This is a genomic window from Prauserella muralis (assembly GCF_003202285.1).
Classification (GTDB): domain Bacteria; phylum Actinomycetota; class Actinomycetes; order Mycobacteriales; family Pseudonocardiaceae; genus Prauserella_B; species Prauserella_B muralis.
In genome coordinates this window covers 923691-940269 of record NZ_MASW01000005.1, presented here as the reverse complement: position 1 = coordinate 940269, position 16579 = coordinate 923691, and the positions used below count along the sequence as shown (strand labels likewise).

16 protein-coding genes and 1 pseudogene are annotated in these 16579 nt (G+C 71.6%); 13 read left to right on the top strand and 4 right to left on the bottom strand.

The genetic code is table 11. The features are described 5' to 3' along the window. The 11 genes and pseudogenes from BAY60_RS25240 to BAY60_RS38075 all read left to right on the top strand — a co-directional run. The coding region (locus BAY60_RS25240) for an AMP-binding enzyme (RefSeq protein ID WP_146771076.1) at window positions 1-648 on the top strand (648 nt) is incomplete at its 5' end. Further along, window positions 645-3047, top strand: coding sequence for a xanthine dehydrogenase family protein molybdopterin-binding subunit (locus tag BAY60_RS25235; protein ID WP_112283489.1), 2403 nt, complete (start codon window positions 645-647; stop codon window positions 3045-3047). The genes BAY60_RS25240 and BAY60_RS25235, both read left to right, overlap by 4 nt. A gap of 2 nt (window positions 3048-3049) precedes the next feature. Next, on the top strand, window positions 3050-3829 hold the full coding sequence (locus tag BAY60_RS25230) for an enoyl-CoA hydratase/isomerase family protein (protein ID WP_112283488.1): 780 nt from the start codon (window positions 3050-3052) through the stop codon (window positions 3827-3829). Between the two features lie 7 nt (window positions 3830-3836). Then, window positions 3837-4667 (top strand): FAD binding domain-containing protein, encoded by an 831-nt coding sequence (locus tag BAY60_RS25225; protein WP_112283487.1) that lies wholly within the window; start codon window positions 3837-3839, stop codon window positions 4665-4667. Then, the gene (locus BAY60_RS25220; RefSeq protein ID WP_112283486.1) at window positions 4654-5862 is read left to right on the top strand and encodes a xanthine dehydrogenase family Fe-S subunit; all 1209 of its coding nucleotides are present in this window, start codon (window positions 4654-4656) and stop codon (window positions 5860-5862) included. Before BAY60_RS25225 ends, BAY60_RS25220 begins: the two co-directional genes overlap by 14 nt. Window positions 5863-5947: 85 nt before the next feature. Beyond that, on the top strand, window positions 5948-6871 hold the full coding sequence (locus tag BAY60_RS25215) for a LysR family transcriptional regulator (RefSeq protein WP_112283485.1): 924 nt from the start codon (window positions 5948-5950) through the stop codon (window positions 6869-6871). A 120-nt stretch (window positions 6872-6991) separates the two neighbouring features. Next, a complete protein-coding gene (locus BAY60_RS25210; protein ID WP_112283484.1) occupies window positions 6992-8338 on the top strand; it encodes an MFS transporter in 1347 nt (448 codons plus the stop codon). Beyond that, window positions 8335-9099, top strand: coding sequence for an SDR family NAD(P)-dependent oxidoreductase (locus BAY60_RS25205; RefSeq protein WP_112283483.1), 765 nt, complete (start codon window positions 8335-8337; stop codon window positions 9097-9099). The genes BAY60_RS25210 and BAY60_RS25205 overlap by 4 nt, the downstream gene beginning before the upstream one ends. Beyond that, complete coding sequence (locus tag BAY60_RS25200) at window positions 9099-10502, top strand: aldehyde dehydrogenase family protein (RefSeq protein WP_112283482.1); 1404 nt, start codon at window positions 9099-9101, stop codon at window positions 10500-10502. Before BAY60_RS25205 ends, BAY60_RS25200 begins: the two co-directional genes overlap by 1 nt. 4 nt (window positions 10503-10506) lie before the next feature. After that, window positions 10507-11094 (top strand): UbiX family flavin prenyltransferase, encoded by a 588-nt coding sequence (locus BAY60_RS25195; RefSeq protein WP_112283481.1) that lies wholly within the window; start codon window positions 10507-10509, stop codon window positions 11092-11094. Between the two features lie 298 nt (window positions 11095-11392). Continuing rightward, window positions 11393-12166, top strand: a pseudogene (locus BAY60_RS38075) (glycosyltransferase family 87 protein); the annotation flags it as partial. A 277-nt stretch (window positions 12167-12443) separates the two neighbouring features. On the opposite strand, the gene BAY60_RS25185 reads toward BAY60_RS38075, so the two are convergent. Then, window positions 12444-12944: a MarR family winged helix-turn-helix transcriptional regulator gene (locus BAY60_RS25185; RefSeq protein WP_112283479.1), complete on the bottom strand. Its 501-nt coding sequence runs from the start codon at window positions 12942-12944 to the stop codon at window positions 12444-12446. A gap of 109 nt (window positions 12945-13053) precedes the next feature. Here BAY60_RS25185 and BAY60_RS25180 point away from each other — a divergent pair, with 109 nt between their 5' ends. Further along, window positions 13054-13839 carry an alpha/beta fold hydrolase gene (locus BAY60_RS25180; RefSeq protein WP_112283612.1) on the top strand — a complete coding sequence of 262 codons (786 nt, stop codon included), beginning with the start codon at window positions 13054-13056 and terminating at the stop codon, window positions 13837-13839. A 165-nt stretch (window positions 13840-14004) separates the two neighbouring features. Here the strand turns inward: BAY60_RS25180 and BAY60_RS25175 are convergent, their stop codons facing one another. Beyond that, window positions 14005-14535: a GNAT family N-acetyltransferase gene (locus tag BAY60_RS25175; RefSeq protein ID WP_170160538.1), complete on the bottom strand. Its 531-nt coding sequence runs from the start codon at window positions 14533-14535 to the stop codon at window positions 14005-14007. 96 nt (window positions 14536-14631) lie between these two features. Here BAY60_RS25175 and BAY60_RS25170 point away from each other — a divergent pair, with 96 nt between their 5' ends. Next, window positions 14632-15264, top strand: a complete 633-nt coding sequence (locus BAY60_RS25170; protein WP_112283478.1) for a class I SAM-dependent methyltransferase — start codon at window positions 14632-14634, stop codon at window positions 15262-15264. 33 nt (window positions 15265-15297) lie between these two features. Here the strand turns inward: BAY60_RS25170 and BAY60_RS25165 are convergent, their stop codons facing one another. Next, window positions 15298-16158, bottom strand: a complete 861-nt coding sequence (locus tag BAY60_RS25165) for a M56 family metallopeptidase (RefSeq protein ID WP_112283477.1) — start codon at window positions 16156-16158, stop codon at window positions 15298-15300. Continuing rightward, a complete protein-coding gene (locus BAY60_RS25160) occupies window positions 16155-16523 on the bottom strand; it encodes a BlaI/MecI/CopY family transcriptional regulator (RefSeq protein WP_245992795.1) in 369 nt (122 codons plus the stop codon). Before BAY60_RS25160 ends, BAY60_RS25165 begins: the two co-directional genes overlap by 4 nt. Between the last annotated feature and the right edge of the window lie 56 nt (window positions 16524-16579).

The following is a 16579-nucleotide window of genomic DNA, read 5'->3' as shown; positions in this document are numbered from 1 at the left end:
ATCTACACGTTCACCATCGGCCCGGACGTGATGGCCAAGCCGGGCAGTGCGGGCCGGGCCGGCGTGTTCTCGCGCGTGCGCCTGGTCTCACCCGAGCCGGGTGCGAGCCCCGACGACGTGGTGGGGCCGGGGGAGCAGGGCCAGATCGCCGTGTCGATCGCGAGTCCCGAGGCGTTCGCCGGGTACTGGAACCGCCCCGACGCCGACGCCAGGACGATCCGTGGCGGCTGGTACTTCCCCGGTGACCTCGCCGTCGCCGACGACGACGGCGACCTGTGGGTGTCCGGACGCGTCGACGACATGATCAACTCCGGGGGAGAGAACATCTACCCCGACGAGATCGAGGACGCGCTCTCGCGGTGCCCCGCGGTCCGGGAGATCGTCGTGGCGGGCACCGCCGACGACCGCTGGGGCCAGGCCGTGACGGCGTTCTTCGTGCCGGAACAGGGTGCCGAGCCCGCGCGTGCGGTCGAACAGCTGAGCAGGTTCGCCCGGGACGACGCCGGCCTGCCCTCACTCAAACGGCCCAAGCGCGTGGTCGCCGTGCCGTCGATCCCGAAGTCGGCCGTGGGCAAGATCCTGCGCCGTGAGCTCGGCGCGGGGCACTACGAGGTGCTGGCCGAGCGCGACCTGCAGGAGAAGCCATGAGCTGTGCCCGTATCGAGGACCCCGCGCTGCTGACCGGCCGTGGCCGGTTCCTCGACGACCTGGACCCGTTCGCCGGCACGCTGACGGCCGCGATCGTGCGCAGCCCGCACCCGCATGCGCGGATCCGCGGCGTCGACCTCACCCGGGCCCGGCGTCATCCCGGTGTGGCCGCCGTGGTGGGGCCCGAGGAGGTCGCCGCGGAGCTCAAGCCGTTCCCGCTGGCCGTGAAGACCCCGATGCCGTACTACCCGACGGCCGTCGGCAGGACGCGGTTCGTCGGCGAGCCCGTCGCGGTCGTCGTCGCGGCCGACCGCTACCTCGCCGAGGATGCCGCCGAGCTGGTCGACGTCGACTACGAGCCGTTGCCGCACGTCACCGACATCGAGGCGGCGCTGGGCGCGGACGCGCCCCTGCTGCACGAGGAGGCCGCCGACAACGTCGCCACCGACCGCACCTTCACCTTCGGCGACGTGAGCGAGGTGTTCGCGACCGCCGACCACATCGTCGCCGGCGAGTACGACTTCCCGCGTTACTCGTCGACGCCGATGGAGTGCTACTCGGTCGTCGCGGAGTGGCAGGAGGAGGCGGGCGGGCCCGCCATCGAGGCCTGGTCGAACTTCCACGGCCCGTTCTCGATGGTCGCCGTCCTGGCCGGTGCGTTCGGGATGCCCGCGTCGCGGGTCCGGCTGCGCATCCCCGCCGACATCGGCGGCAGCTTCGGCATCAAGGCGGGGATCTACCCCTACGTCGCGCTCGTGGCGCTGGCCAGCAAGCACGCGGGCAGGCCGGTGCGCTGGACCGAGGACCGCATCGAGCACCTGCTCGCCAGCTCGGCGGGCTCGGACAGGAAGATGCGGTTCGAGGCCGCCGTCTCGGCCGACGGCCGGATCCGCGGGCTGCGCGCCGACCTGATCGACAACGTGGGCGCCTACCTGCGTCCGCCGGAGCCCAGCACGCTGTACCGGTGCTTCGGCAACATCACCGGCGCCTACCGCATCGACGCGGTCGAGATCCGTTCCCGCGCCGTCGTCACCAACAAGACCCCGACCGGGCTCAACCGCGGGTTCGGTGGCCAGCAGCTCTACTTCGGACTCGAACGGCTCGTGGACACGATCGCGCTGCGCTGCGACGTCGATCCGGTCGAGCTGCGCAGGCGCAACTTCGTCCGTGGCCGGGACTTCCCGTACGCGACACCCACGGGCGGCGTCTACGACTCGGGTGACTACCACACGGCGCTGGACATGCTCTGTAAGAACGCGGACTACGAGGCGTTGCGGCGCAGGCAGGCCGCGGCGCGCCGGCGCGGCGAGTACCTGGGCATCGGCGTGGCCACGATCGTCGACCCGTCCGCCACCAACATCGGCTACGTCGGTCTGGCCACTCCCGCCGAGCAGCGTGCCGCGGGCCGCGGCAAGTCCGGCTCCACCGAGCACGTGCGGGTCACGGTGGACCCGAACGGGGTGGTATCGGTCCTGCTCGGCACCGTCCCGCAGGGCCAGGGTCACGCCACCGTGGCCCAGGCGGTGGTCGCCGACACGCTCGGCCTGCCCCGCGACCAGGTACGGCCCGTGGTCGAGATGGACACGGCCACGACGCCGTGGACGATCACCTCGGGCAGCTACTCGTCCCGGTTCGCTCCGCTGCTCACCAGCGCGCTCGTCGAGGCGTGCGAGCGTCTCGCCGAGACGATCAAGATCGCGGGGGCCACGCTGCTCGGCACCGATGCCGAGGCCGTGGAGCTCGCCGACGGCGTCGTCCGGCTGCGCGAGCGGCCGGAGGAGTCGGTGCCGTTCCGGCACGCGGCCGGGCTCGTCCACTGGGATCCCGGCTCGCTGCCCGACGGCGTGTCCGCCCGCCTGTACGAGGAGGCGGCGTTCACCCCGCCGGAGTCCAAGGCCGCGAGCAGGACCGATCAGATCAACTCAAGCCTGTGCTACGGGTTCGTCGCCGAGCTCGCCGTCGTGTCGATCGACCCGGACACCAGAAGCATCCGGCTGGAGCAGGTGTTCACCGTGCACGACGCGGGGACGATCCTGCATCCGGTGCTGCTCGAAGGGCAGGTGCACGGCGCGCTGGCCCACGCCATCGGGGGCGCGCTGTACGAGGAGATGCGCTACTCACCGTCCGGGCAACCGGCGGCGACGTTCATGGACTACCTGTGCCCGACCACCGCCGAGACGGCCTACGAGCTGGACAGCGACCACCTGCAGACGCCGTCTCCGCTCACGAAGCTCGGCGCCAAGGGCTGCGGAGAGGGCAGCAGCATGAGCCTGCCCGCGGCCATCGCGGGCGCGGTCGCCGACGCGCTGCGCCACGAGGGCGTCGAGATCACGAGCCTGCCGCTGCACGGCGACGTCGTGCACGGGCTGCTGGAACGCACGACAGAAGGGACGAACTGACGATGCCACTCACCGGAGGCGAGATCCGGCTGGACCGCGGCCACGACGGCCGCGTGGCGTACCTGACCCTCGACCACGGCAAGTACAACATCATCACCTGGGAGACCAGGCAGGTGATGGCCGACCGGTTCGCCGAGATCGACGCCGACGACGACATCGGCGTGGTCGTGATCCAGGCCGAAGGCGAGCACTTCTCCTCCGGCGGTGACATCGCCGGCTTCATGGAGGTCGACCCGATCGACTTCACCGACCTCGGGCACAACGTGACCGCCCCTTCGCGCAGCCCCAAGCCCGTGATCACCGCCGTCGACGGCTACTGCTTCGGCGTCGGACTGGAGCTGGCCCTGTCCACGGACATCCGCGTCGCCACGGAGCGCAGCGAGTTCGCGCTGCCGGAAATGCGGCTCGGCATGATTCCCGGCTCGGGCGGTACCCAACGGCTCGCGCGGCTGATCGGGCTGTCCCGGGCGAAGTACCACATCATGACGGCGACGCGGATCAACGCGCAGCAGGCGGGGGACTGGGGACTCGTCGCGAACGTGGTGCCCGACCGGACCGCACTCGATGCCGAGGTGGAGCGCATCGTCGGCACGCTGCTCGGCTTCTCGCCGCTCGCCGCCCGCACCGCGAAGGAAGTGCTGGACAAGGGCACCGATGCGCCGCTGTACTCCGGTATCGAGCTGGAGCGCAAGGCGTACGCGATGCTGCGGTCCAGCGGGGACTTCGCCGAGGGCGTGGCCGCGTTCACCGAGAAGCGCGCACCGAAGTTCCAAGGCCGGTGACCGGAGCGTGAAGGCAGCGCCGTTCGCCTACGCCCGTCCGTCCACTCTGGACGAGGCGGTGGCCGAGCTGGCCAGTGCCGACGGGGGCGGCAAGGTCATCTCGGGAGGACAGTCGCTGGTGCCGGTGCTGGCGATGCGGCTGGCCCGGCCCGAGGTGCTCGTCGACATCAACGGCATCGCCGAGCTCGGCCGCATCGAGCGCTCGGACGGTGCCGTCGAGATCGGCGCCACGGTCCGGCAGCGTGCCGTCGAGCGGGATCGCCTCTCCGCCGAGGTGCCCCTGCTGGGCATGGCGCTGCCGTGGGTCGGCCACCGGGAGCTGCGCAGCCGCGGCACCGTGTGCGGGAGCCTGGCACACGCCGACCCGGCCGCCGAGCTGCCCGCGGTCGCCTGCTGCCTGGACGCGACAGTGACGCTGTCGGGCAGGACCGGCCCGCGGCAGGTCGCGGCCCGCGAGTTCTACGCCGGGGCGATGATGACCGGGCTCGGGCCCGACGAGGTGCTGACCTCCGTGCGCCTGCCCCTGGCCCGGCGCGCTGATGGCTACGGCTTCGCCGAGATCGCCAGAAGGCACGGCGACTTCGCTCTCGCCGGGGTCGCCGTGCACGTTCGGGACAACCGGGTGACCGTCACCGGCTTCGGCATCTCGGACCGCCCCGTGACGCGCACGGTGACCGGCGAGGTCACCGGGGATCTGCTCGACGCGATGGTCGACACGGACGGCGACGGGCACGCGTCGCGCGACTACCGGCGACGGCTGTTCCGCGTGCTCGCGGAGCGGGAGATCGGCAAGGCCCGGGCGCGGGCAGGCAGGAAGGAGCGCGATGACGACCAGTGAGCGAACGCCGCGCCCGGTACGCGCCGAGGCCGGGGACCTCGTCGAGGTGCGGTTGACGGTCAACGGCACTCCGGCCACCCTCCGGCTCCCGGCCAGAGTCACGCTGTCCGACGCACTGCGGGACCACCTGGGTCTCACGGGCACGCACGTCGGGTGCGAGCACGGGGTGTGCGGCATGTGCACGGTCCTGGTCGACGGTCAGGCCGCCCGCGCATGCCTTCTCTTCGCGGTGCAGCTCGACGGCGCCGACATCGTGACCGTGGAAGGTCTCGGCAGGCCGGACCGGCTGCATCCGCTGCAGGAGGCGTTCGGCCGCAACCATGCCCTGCAGTGCGGGTTCTGCACGCCGGGCTTCCTGCTGAGCGCCTACGACCTGCTCGCCACGACACCCGAAGTGCCGACGGAGGAGCTTCCCCAGGAGCTGTCCGGTGTCCTCTGCCGGTGCACCGGCTACCGCAACATCATCGCCGCCGTCCGCGAGGCGCGCGAGGAGTCCGCCGACGGGCTTCCCGCCCCGGCCAACTGCGGCTCCAGGGCGCTGGTCGGCCGCGCGGCGGGGCAGGCGGGTCACGACGCTCAGCAGGCCGCGGCGGGGCCGGAGAAGCCGGTCGCCGTGGACGTCGTGCCGCCACGCGGGGAGCCCACCGTCACCGTGTGCGTCTCGACCGAGGTCGCGGTGGGTTCCGGGCAGGTCTGGGACGTCTTCGACGACATCCACCTGCTGGCCCGGTGCCTGCCCGGTGCCGAGCTGACCGAGGACCTGGGCGGCGGACTCTACGCCGGGCGCGCCAAGATGGCGGTCGGGCCCGTGAAGCTCGCCTTCACCGGGGCGGCCCGGATCCTGGAACACGACCGCGCCTCCGGCCGCCTTCGGGTGCTCGCCCAGGGCAGAGACACCGGCGGCGCGCAGACGCAGGCCGACATCGAGCTGCGCACCGAGGCCGTGGGGCAGGGCACGGTGCTGCGTGCCGACGCCAAGGTCTACCTCACCGGCAGGATCGCCCAGTTCGGCAGGGCATTGGCCGGCGACATCAGCCGCCGCATGTTCGAGCAGTTCGCCGCCTCGGTGGGCGAGGCCGCGACCTCGGGCAGGGCGCCCGAAGGCCCGGTCAAGCCGCCCGGTGCGATCCGGCTCATGCTCGGCACCCTGCTGGAGCGGCTCCGCCCGGCGCGCCGCAGCCGCGGCGCACGTTGACGTGGCATCAGGCGGACCATACTGTTGAAACCGTCCAAAACATACTGTCCGCAGTGGCTGACCAGCGACGATCAGGAGCGCGGCGATGGAACTGCACCAGCTCCGCTACGTCGCGGCCGTGGCCGAGGCGGGCAGCTTCACGCGCGCCGCCGAGGTGCTGTACCTCGCGCAGCCCTCGCTGTCGGTCCAGATCCGCAAGCTGGAGAAGGAACTCGGGGTCGAGCTGTTCGAGCGGCTGGGCCGCAAGGTCACGCTCACGACGGCGGGCGAGGCCTTCCTCGAACACGCCCGGCCCGCACTGTTCCACCTGGAACGGGCCCGCGAAGAGGCGGTCGCCGTACGGAACCTCCAACGGGGCAAACTGGCCATCGGTGCGTTGCCGAGCGTCGGCGCCACCCTGCTGCCGAGGGTGCTCGCCGACTACCGCGCCGCGCACCCGGACATCGAGCTGCGGCTGATCGAGCACAACGTCTCGGGCGAGTTCGAGCGCATGGTACAGGTCGGGGAGCTGGATCTGGCGGTCGTGCGGGCACCGTGGGGAAGGCCCGGCATCACAGGGCAGGTCCTCATCCGGGAACCGATGGTGGCGATGCTGCCGCCCGATCATCCGCTGCGCGACCGTGCGGAACTGGATCTCGCCGAGCTGTCCGGCGCCGACTTCGTCGGCATGCTCAAAGGCTCCGGGCTGCGTGCGCTGCTGGAGTCGACCTGCCAGCGGCACGGGTTCACCCCGACGGTCACCGTGGAGACCGAGCAGCTCTCCGTGCTGTGCGGCATGGTCCGCAACGGTGTCGGCGTCTCGGTCGTACCGCGCCTTGTCGCCGCCGGGTACCCGACCGTGGTTCCGCTCGACGACCCGCGCGACTTCAGGGAACTCGGTGTGGTCTGGCGTTCCGGAGGACGACTCGCTCCGGCGGCGCTCGCCCTGCTCGACCGCCTGCTCGCCGAGACACGGGAGTTCAGCGACGTAGTTCCGGACACAGTGGACGATACCAACCCGGTTCCCTAGCGGACGGCCTTGACCCATAGGCGTTGCCTACCGGTGCGGTAGGGAAGTGCCCATCGCCCCGCGACGCCCTGCGCACTGTAATTCCGGAAGAAGGACGCGATGTCTCACGAGGAGGTGGGTATGCCGGTCTCTGCCACCGGTGGACTGTCCCGTCGCGCCACGCTCTACGCCGCCTTCGCCTCCGTCGCGGGCTGGGCGTTCGATCTGTTCGATCTGTTCATCCTGCTCTACATCGCCGGAACGGTCGGTGAGCTGATATTTCCGGCGCACAGCCCGACGCTGAGCCTGGCCGCCGTGTATGCCTCATTCGCGGTCAGCGTACTGCTGCGTCCCGCGGGCGCTGCGATCTTCGGAGCCGTTGCCGACCGCAGTGGCCGCAAGAAGACGATGGTGATCGTGCTCGCGGGGGTGGGACTGTCCACAGCGGCCATGGGTGTGGTGCCGACCTATGCGACAGCCGGCCTCGTCGCGCCGCTGCTGTTCCTCGCGTTACGCCTCGTGCAGGGGATCTTCGTCGGCGGAGTCGTCGCCGCGACGCACACCCTCGGCACCGAGAGCGTGCCCCCACGCTGGCGCGGCATGATGTCCGGACTCGTCGGCGGAGGCGGTGCGGGACTCGGTGCCGCGCTCGCCAGCGGCCTCTACATCCTCGTGAGCCAGCTCTTTCCCGGCGAGCAGTTCGACGCGTGGGGCTGGCGCGTGATGTTCTTCGCCGGACTCGTCGCGGCCCTGCTCAGCTACCTCGTGGTGCGTGGCGTGGAGGAGTCCCCGCTGTGGAGGGCCATGCGCGAGACCGGCCCGCCCGCGAAGGTGCGGATCAGCGACCTGGTGCGCGGCGGTCGCGGGCGGATGTTCGCCCTGAACATCCTGCTCGTCGCCGGGGCCGGCTCCCAGTACTACCTGACCTCCGGTTTCCTGCCCACATTGCTCGGCGAGGTCAACGGTGTCCACAGCACCGCACAGGGCGTGATGCTGCTCGTGTCCAACCTCGGCGTGGTCGTGGCAGCTGTGCTCGCCGGGCACCTGTCGGAGTTTCTCGGCAGGCGGCGCACGATGCTCGCCATTGGCGGCGTCAACCTTGCGGCACTTCCGCTCCTCATCTGGCTGATCACCAGCACGGACCCGGCGAGCACCGCGTCGATGCTCGGCTACGTCGCACTGCTGGCGTTTCTGGCCAACGCCGCCTATGCCCCCGTGATGGTGTTTCTGAACGAGCGGTACCCGACGGCGTTGCGCTCGCGCGGCACCGCAGTCTGCTGGAACATCGGCTTCATGATCGGCGGCCTGATGCCGACGTTCGTCAACCTGGCCAGCCCGGGGCTTGCCGACGTGCCCGGCAGGCTCATGATCTTCCTCGCCGCCGTGGTCCTGGTGTTCCTCGTGGCGAACGTGGTCAGCCCGGAGACGCGCGGAAACATGGAGTCCGAAGCGGACTTGTCCACTGTGAACGTGAAGGAGGCCCGGTGACCGCACCGAACCTGCACGGCAAGGTCGTCCTGCTGACCGGCTGCACCGGAGACATCGGCGTGAGCTACCTGCACGGACTCACGGCGGCGGGTGCTGACGTCGTCGCGGTGGACCTCGCGGACGGCACGGCCGCGGCGGCCGAGGCGACCCGCAAGGGACCCGGGTCCGCCGTGTTCCGGACGTGTGACATCACCGGCGACGCCGACGTGAAGAGCGCGGTGCGACTGGCCGTGGAACGCTTCGGCGGGCTCGATGCCGTCGTGAACAACGCCGCCGTCTACCGGGGCCTCGGCCGCAAGCGCCCGCTCGAGGAACTGACTCTCGAGGAGTGGGACACCGTGCTGCGCGTCAACGTGCGGGCCACCTGGCAGGTCATCCGCGCGGCGCTGCCCGCGCTGAGGCAGCGCGGTGGTGGCCGGATCGTCAACGTCGCCTCGGTCGTCACCCGTACCGGCGCGGCGGGCTTCGCGCACTACGTGGCCTCGAAGGCCGCGGTCGAGGGGCTGACCAGGGCCGCGGCCAGAGAGCTGGGCCGCGACGGCATCGGCGTCAACACGGTATCGCCGGGCCTCGTCGACGACGAGGCCACCCGCACCATCAACGAAGCCGGGTACGTGGCCGCGGCTGCGGCCGGCCGGTCGCTGCCCCGCGCGATGGTCCCGGAGGACCTGGTCGGTGTCGTGCTGTGGCTGGTCGGTCCGGACAGCGGCTTCGTCACCGGGCAGACCGTTGTCGTCGACGGTGGCGGGGTGTTCGTCTGATGGCTTCCTCCTGGCAGACACCACAGGACGCGCGGCCGGTGGATCCCGCCCGGCTGCATCCGCTCGGCGAGGTCCCCGCCTGCACACCCGGCGAGCTCGACAAGGCCGTGCGTGCCGCCGACGAGGCGCAGCGCGGCAGCTGGGCGGTGGACGGCAAGCTGCGCCAGCACCTGCTCTGGCACTGGGCCGACCTGCTCGAACGGCATGCGGACGAGCTGGCCGACGATCTCGTCGCCGAGAGCGGCAAGCCGGTACGGGAAGCCCGCATCGAGGTCGCGGGATCGATCGACGCCCTCCGGTACAACGCGGGGCTCACCCGGCTCGTCCACGGCCGCGCGGGCACGCTGCCCGACGGCTCCCAGGCACACCTCGTGCGCGAGCCGGTGGGCGTGACCGCCCTGATCGTGCCGTGGAACTGGCCGTTGCTGCTGTTGCTGCGTGACCTCGCGCCCGCCCTCGCCGCGGGGGTGACGGCACTGGTGAAGCCGGCCCCGCAGACGACGCTCGTGACCCGGCGCGCCGTCGGGCTGGCCCACGAGGCGGGCCTCGGCGAGGATGTCGTGCGTGTCGTGGTCGGTGACGCCGCGGTGGGGGACGCACTTGTCACCCACCGCCTGGTGCGCGCGGTGGCCTTCACCGGGTCGACGGCCGTCGGCGCGGCGATCCGGTCGGCGGCCGCACCCGACATGACCCGCGCGTTGCTCGAACTCGGTGGCAAGGCCAGCATGACCGTGTTCGCCGACGCCGATGTGGACACCGCGGCAGAGAAGGCCGCGCGGGCCGCTGTGATCACCGCGGGGCAGATGTGCATGGCGTGCACCCGGCTCCTCGTGCAGCGCACGGTGTTGGCCCGGGTGCGCGACCGCGTCGTGGACGTGCTGCGCTCGCTGCGGCCGGGGGATCCCCGTGCCGACAGCACCGAGCTGGGTCCGCTCATCTCCGCTCCGGCGCTGGACCGGTTTCGCGAGTACGCCGCGCTCGCCCGCACGAGCGCGACGCTGCTCACCGGCGGGGAACGCGCCGACGCCGACGGCCTGCCGGGGCATTTCGTCACCCCCGCTGCGGTCACCGGTGCCGCGGTCACCTCCCCGCTGATCCAGCACGACGTGTTCGGGCCGCTGCTGAGCATCGAGCCCTTCGACGACGAGGACGACGCCGTCCGGCTGGCCAACGCCACGCCGTACGGGCTCGCCGCCTCGCTCTGGACGGCGGATCTCGACCGGGCGTGGCGAGTGTCCCGCCGGATCCGTGCCGGCACGGTCTGGATCAACGGATACAACCGTTCGTATGCGGAAATGCCCAGCGGTGGGTACGGGGCGTCCGGGCTGGGCCGCACCCGTGGGGTCGAGGGCATCGAGCAGTTCACCGAGCTCAAACACGTCCACTTCGGAGCCGGAGGGTAGCGCGATGCAAACGGATCGGTTCCCGCCCAGGGTGGTGGTCGGCATCACCGGCGCCTCGGGAGTGTTGTACGGCGTGCGAGCGCTGGAGCTGCTCGGCCAGCTGGGGGTCGAGACACACCTGGTGTTCACGAAGGCCGCCCGTGCCACGCTGGCGCAGGAGACAGACCTGGGCGTCGCGGACGTGCGGGCTCTGGCCTGCCACGTGTACTCCGAGCACGATCTCGGCGCGGCCATCTCCAGCGGGTCGTTTCCCACCGACGGGATGCTCGTGGCACCGTGCAGCGTCAAGTCCCTGTCGGGCATCGCCAACAGCTACGACGACAACCTCCTCGTGCGCGCCGCCGACGTGACGCTGAAGGAACGGCGCCCCCTCGTGCTGCTGGTGCGGGAGACGCCGTTGCACGCGGGTCACCTGCGGCTCATGGCACAGGCCTGCGACGCGGGCGCGACGATCATGCCTCCAGTGCCCGCCTTCTACACGAAACCGGGCTCGGTCGAGGAACTGATCACCCAGACCGCCGGGCGGGCTCTGGACGCCCTTCGGCTCTCGCATCCGGCGACGGCCCGCTGGTCTGCCACGTCTCGCCGGTAAGCAGCCTGAGCCGGGTCGGTGAGTGCCTCGGAGAACGGGGCATCGCCGGTCCCGATCCGATGAGATCGACGTCTTCGCCGCCACGGTGAACCGCGGGGGCCTCGGGCCCGTGTCCGCAGAGGGCACGGAGGTGCGGCCGGTGACGACGCCGACCGCCCCTCGACCGCGGCACCGGGAGGAGGCGGAGGTGAACGCCGCGCGCAAGGCCGCGCTCGTCGGTGTGGTCCTGGTGAACCTCGCCGTGGTCGCGTGGGTCCTGCTGTCCTTCCGGGACGGGGCGCTCGCCAGTGCCTACCGCATGGACCTGGACGTCTACCGGGCCGCCGTGCACGTGTGGTGGCAGGACGGCGACCTGTACGGGGAGCTGCCCAGGCTGCGGAACGGCAGGCACCTGCCATACCTCTACCCTCCGGTCGCGGTCGTCGTGCTCGCGCCGTTCGCCGTGGTGCCCTTCTGGCTGGCCGGCGCGGCGTTCGCGCTCGCCACGGTCGCGGCGGTGGCCCTCGTGCTCGTGGTGGTGCTGCGCGCGCTGGAGGTGCGCCCCACCGCACTGCTGGTCGGTGCGCTGGTGCCGGTCGGCCTGGCCCTGGAACCGGTGCGCGAGACGCTGCACTTCGGTCAGATCAACGCGCTGCTGATGGCGCTGGTCGTGGCGGACTGCCTGGTCCGCGCGCCGCGCTGGCCGCGTGGTGTGCTCGTGGGCATCGCCGCGGCGGTGAAGCTGACCCCCGCGGCCTTCATCCTGTTCTTCGTGCTGCGGGGCGACCGCCGGGCCGCGCTCACGGCGGGGGCGTCGTTCCTGTGCGCGACGGCCCTGGGGTTCGCCGTGAGCTGGCCGGACTCCGTGCGGTTCTGGACGCACGAGGTGCTCTACTCCTCCCAGTTCCGAGGCATGTCCAACGAGATGAACCAGTCGCTCAAGGTGCTGCTGGTGCGGTTCGGGGTGGATCCGGGCCTGCCGTGGCCGTTGCTCGCGGTGGCGATACTCGGCCTGACCGTCCTCGGTATGCGGCGGGCGTTCGCCGCGGGGTGGCCGGCGTGGGCGCTGAGCCTCAACGCGCTCGGCGCGCTGCTGGTGTCTCCGGTCTCGTACTCGCACCACTGGGTGTGGGTGGTGCCGGTTCTGCTGACCGGCGCTGTGTTCGCGTGGCGCGGGCGGCGCGCGAGCGTGCTCGCCGCGGTCGGCGCGGCCACGCTGCTCGTCGTCCTCGCACCGCACTGGTGGTGGGACCCGGACGCGCCGTGGGACGCCTGGCGCCTGCTGACCGGAAACGCCTACGCCTACGCCGCCGCGGTGACCCTCGCCGTCGCCGCGACCCCGCTTCGCGACTGGCGCCGTCGTCGTTCTCTCACTGCCCGCCGGTGTCGCCGTAGGACTCCAGCAGCGTGCTCAGCATGGCGGACAGCTGCGCGCGAGCCTCCGGATCGAGAGCCTGGAGCAGACGGGCTTCGTTGTCGAGGTGCAGCGGAAGGACGCGGTCGATGACCTCCAGGCCATGGTCGGTGAGGCGGATCCTGACCGAGCGGCGGTCGTCGCCGTCGCGGATACGGGTGACCAGCCCCTTGTCCTGCATCCGGTCCACCCGCAGCGTGATGGCGCCGGTGGTGACCAGCGACGTCCTCAGGAACGCCCCGGCGGTCAGTTCGTAGGGCGCGCCGGAGCGCCGCAGGGTGGACAGCACGTCGAACTCGCCGGGTTCCAGGCCGTGTCCGGCGAGGAAACTCTTGATCTCCTTGTCCCACATGCGGGAGATCCGCATGATCCGGCCGACGACGCCGATCGGCCAGGGGTCGAGGTCGGGGCGCTCGCGGCGCCACTGCTCCAGTGCCACGGCCACTGCGTCGGTCATCGGCCACCTCCCGGCAAATATCTTAGCGCTCGCCTAGTTGACGCTCGCCTGAGCCCTGATTATCTTAGCGCTAAGCTAATCAGTGCTGACTCAAGGAGCGATGGTCCTCATGCCTCACGTCTCGGTTCTCAACACCGACGTCCACTACGAAGTCGACGGCCAGGGGCCCGGCCTGGTGCTGGTGCACGGCGTCGGCGGGGATGCCGACAAGGTCTTCGGCAACGTGGTGGACCACTTCAGCTCGGCCCGCACGGTCGTCCGGCCCAATTTCAGCGGCAGCGGCCGCACCAGCGACGACGGCTCCCCGCTGACCCTCGACCTGATCGCCGAGCAGGTCACCGGTGCGGCGAGGGCCGCCGTGACGGGCCCGGTGGACCTGCTCGGCTTCTCCCTGGGAGCCGTCGCGGCCGCCGCCGTCGCGGCCACCCACCCTGAGCTGGTGCGCCGTCTGGTTCTGGTCGGCGGCTGGGCACACTCCACCAGTCCCCGCGACCAGTACTACTTCCAGACCTTCCGCAAGCTGCTGGATGCCGACCGGGAACTGTTCAAGCGCTTCGCCGCCCTCACCGGATTCAGCCGGGCGGCCCTGGACGGCTTCGGCCACCAGGGGCTGGCGCAGTCGCTGGCCGACGCCTGGCCGCCGCCTGGCATCGGCCGCCAGATCGACCTCGGCGCCCGGGTCGATGTGCGCCCATTGCTGCCCGCCATCACCGCGCCGACCCTCGTGATCGGCTTCATCGACGACGCCATGATCCCCATCGAGGGTTCCCGCCAGTTGCACGCAGCCATCCGGGGCAGCCGGCTGGTGGAGGTGCAGGACCAGGGGCACATGGACTGGTTCGCCGATCCCACCGGCCTGGTCAAGCTCACCCGCGAGTTCCTCGGCGCCGGCTGACGACCTCGGCGCGGGAACGCCAACGGCGACGACGCCCGCGAGATCCTGGAGACCGCAGGCGGCAGGGACCCGTCCTGTACGGGATGGCCGTGCACGACACCAGCGACTCGTCGACCACTTCGCCGACCGGTAGCGCGCGGGTCGCCCCGTGCGCTACCGCCGGACTCACCACCCGCTCAGGTCGTGCCGCAGCCGCCGCTCGTGCAGCTCGGTGCCGCCGGGTCCTCGGTCGAGCTGGGTGCGTCCGGTGTCGGTCCAGCCGTGGCGAAGGTAGAAGCGCAGCGCGCGTTCGTTGCCGTCGAGCACCCACAGACCGGCGTGCGTGAAGCCGCAGGAACGCAGCCGGTCGAGGGCGGCGGCGTGGAGCTGGGTGCCGATGCCGCGGCGCCAGACCCCGGGGGTGAGGTAGAGGGCGTAGAGGTCGCCGAGGGTGGCGTCGGAGCGGTCGGCGGGGACGAGCGGAGGCCCGGTCGCGGCGAAGCCGACGATGGTGTCCGCGATCGTGGCGACGACCGCGCGGGTGCGCGGTGGGCGGGTGGTGAGAACGTCCGACCAGGACTGTTCCCGGTCCGAGACGGACAGGCCGGCCAGCACCTCGTCGGGGAGCAGGCCGCGGTAGGCGGCGCGCCACGACCGCACCAGCACGGTGGCGATGGCGTGAGCGTCGTCCTGCTTCGCGTCCCGGAGCTCGACCACGCTGCCGATACTGTCACGGGAACGCGGTGCCGGCGCCTGCTCCCAACTACTACCAAAAAGTAGTAGTGTGGAGCGGGTCGACGAAAGGGTGATGGCATGGCTGCGGCGAAGAAGGATCCGGAGCGGCTGCGTCGCTACTGGGACAAGCACTCGGGTTCCTACGACAGGCAGATGGGTTTCTGGGACCGGCGCTTCTTCGGTGACACCCGGCAGTGGGTCTGTGGCCAGGCGCAAGGGGAGGTGCTCGAGGTCGCGCTCGGCACGGGGCTGAACCTGCCGTGGTATCCGGCCGAGGTGCGGCTGACCGGGATCGACCTGAGCCCGGCCATGCTCGAGCACGCCCGCCGACGGGCCACGGAGCTGGGCCGCGCCGTGGATGCGCGGGTCGGCGACGCGCACGGGCTGGAGTTCGCGGACGCCTCGTTCGACACCGTGGTGGCGACATTCTCGCTGTGCGCGATCCCGGACGACCGGGCCGCGGTCGCGGAGATGTGGCGCGTGCTCCGGCCGGGCGGGCTGTTGGTGCTGGCCGATCACGTCGTCAGTACCTCGGCCCCGCTGCGCGTCGTGCAGCGCCTGCTGGAACTGGTCACCATCCCGCTGGGGGAGGAGCACTTCCGGCGGCGACCGATCACGCACGTGCGGGCGCAGGGCTTCACCGTGGAGCGGCAGGAACGCTTCGGGTACGGCATCGTGGAGCGGCTCGCCGCGAGAAAGCCGCAGTCGTGACCCACGGCGAGGCACCGAGCGGTGTGCGCGGCACTACGCCACCTGGAGAGGCATCACGCAGGGGCAGGTGAGCAGCATGAACGTCCACGCTGCCGCCACGACGAGCGCGAACACCAGCCCGCCCGCCACGGTCAGCGCGGCGCGGCGCCGGGAGATCGCGGCAGGCCGCGGAGGGCGTCCGGACTCCAGCTGCGACACCCGGGCATCCAGCAGTTCCGGCCCGGCGAAATGAGCCGCGAACGCCGGGGAGGCCGGGGGCAGCGCCGCGACCCGCAGCAGTGCCCCGGCAACCGCGGCCCGGCCGCACCGTTTCGCCGCGTGCCGGTCGGCGGCCAGCTCGTACCCCCGGCGGGCACGGCCCCGCAGATCGGCCGCCACTGGAAGGAACCACAGGTGGGCGGCGAGCGTCCGGCCCAGCAGCAGCCGCAGCGGATCCCGCCTGCGCACGTGCGCCTGCTCATGGGCCAGAACGGCGCGCAGCTCCTGCTCGCTCAGCTCCGCGACGAGCCCGCTGCTGACCACGACGTACGGCCGCCACAACCCCACGGTGACCGCCAGCGGCTCGCGTGCAGGGATCACCTGGACGCCCTCGAGCGCGCCAGGTCGCGCCAGGCCCGTGCTCGGCGCCGGTGTCCGCAGGCCGGCGATCCAGCGATGGAACCGGTGCGTGTGCCACAGCCCGCGGGCCAGCACGCGAGCGGCGTTGACGACGGCGATCGCGCTGACTCCGGCGAGCACCGGGGCCAGGAGGGCGCCCGGATGGCCGTCCAGCCACAGCTCGCGCGCCGCGGCCTTTCCGCTCAGCAGCGTCAGCACGCACCCCGACAGAACCAGGGCGGGATAGCTGGCGACCGCGGCGGTCACCAGAGCGAACAGCGGCCAGTCCCGGCTCATGGGTCATCCACCAGCCGACGCAGCCGCGACCGGAGTTGCTCGTCACCGCCGACCTGCTCCACGAACGAGGCCACGGCCGCGTCGCCATAGTCGTCCAGCAACTGCCGTACCGCGATCTCGGCCGCGCTGCCGTACACCGCGCAGTAGACATAGCCCCGCCCGGTCCGCTGCCGCCGCACCACGCCCCGCTCGGTCAGTCTCGACAACACCGTCATCACCGTCGTGTAGGCCAGTGGCGCAGCCCGCTTCGCGTTCAGCTGGGCCAGCACGGCGCGCACCGGCAGTGCTTCCTCTGCCCGCCACAGGATCTCCATGACGTCGGACTCCAGCGGCCCGAGCACAGCCCCGCGTTCCGTACGACCCACAGCTGCCCAGCCTACTACGCCAACGTCGTATCGAGCTGGGGTCAGGGAAGGGATCT

Excerpts from the sequence above, each read along its gene's own strand:
- BAY60_RS25235 (WP_112283489.1), top strand. The coding sequence starts at position 645 with ATGAGCTGTGCCCGTATCGAGGACCCCGCGCTGCTGACCGGCCGTGGC.
- BAY60_RS25180 (WP_112283612.1), top strand. The coding sequence starts at position 13,054 with ATGCCTCACGTCTCGGTTCTCAACACCGACGTCCACTACGAAGTCGAC.
- BAY60_RS25200 (WP_112283482.1), top strand. The coding sequence starts at position 9,099 with ATGGCTTCCTCCTGGCAGACACCACAGGACGCGCGGCCGGTGGATCCC.
- BAY60_RS25165 (WP_112283477.1), bottom strand. The coding sequence starts at position 16,158 with ATGAGCCGGGACTGGCCGCTGTTCGCTCTGGTGACCGCCGCGGTCGCC.
- BAY60_RS25215 (WP_112283485.1), top strand. The coding sequence starts at position 5,948 with ATGGAACTGCACCAGCTCCGCTACGTCGCGGCCGTGGCCGAGGCGGGC.
- BAY60_RS25195 (WP_112283481.1), top strand. The coding sequence starts at position 10,507 with ATGCAAACGGATCGGTTCCCGCCCAGGGTGGTGGTCGGCATCACCGGC.
- BAY60_RS25230 (WP_112283488.1), top strand. The coding sequence starts at position 3,050 with ATGCCACTCACCGGAGGCGAGATCCGGCTGGACCGCGGCCACGACGGC.
- BAY60_RS25185 (WP_112283479.1), bottom strand. The coding sequence starts at position 12,944 with ATGACCGACGCAGTGGCCGTGGCACTGGAGCAGTGGCGCCGCGAGCGC.
- BAY60_RS25210 (WP_112283484.1), top strand. The coding sequence starts at position 6,992 with ATGCCGGTCTCTGCCACCGGTGGACTGTCCCGTCGCGCCACGCTCTAC.
- BAY60_RS25220 (WP_112283486.1), top strand. The coding sequence starts at position 4,654 with ATGACGACCAGTGAGCGAACGCCGCGCCCGGTACGCGCCGAGGCCGGG.
- BAY60_RS25170 (WP_112283478.1), top strand. The coding sequence starts at position 14,632 with ATGGCTGCGGCGAAGAAGGATCCGGAGCGGCTGCGTCGCTACTGGGAC.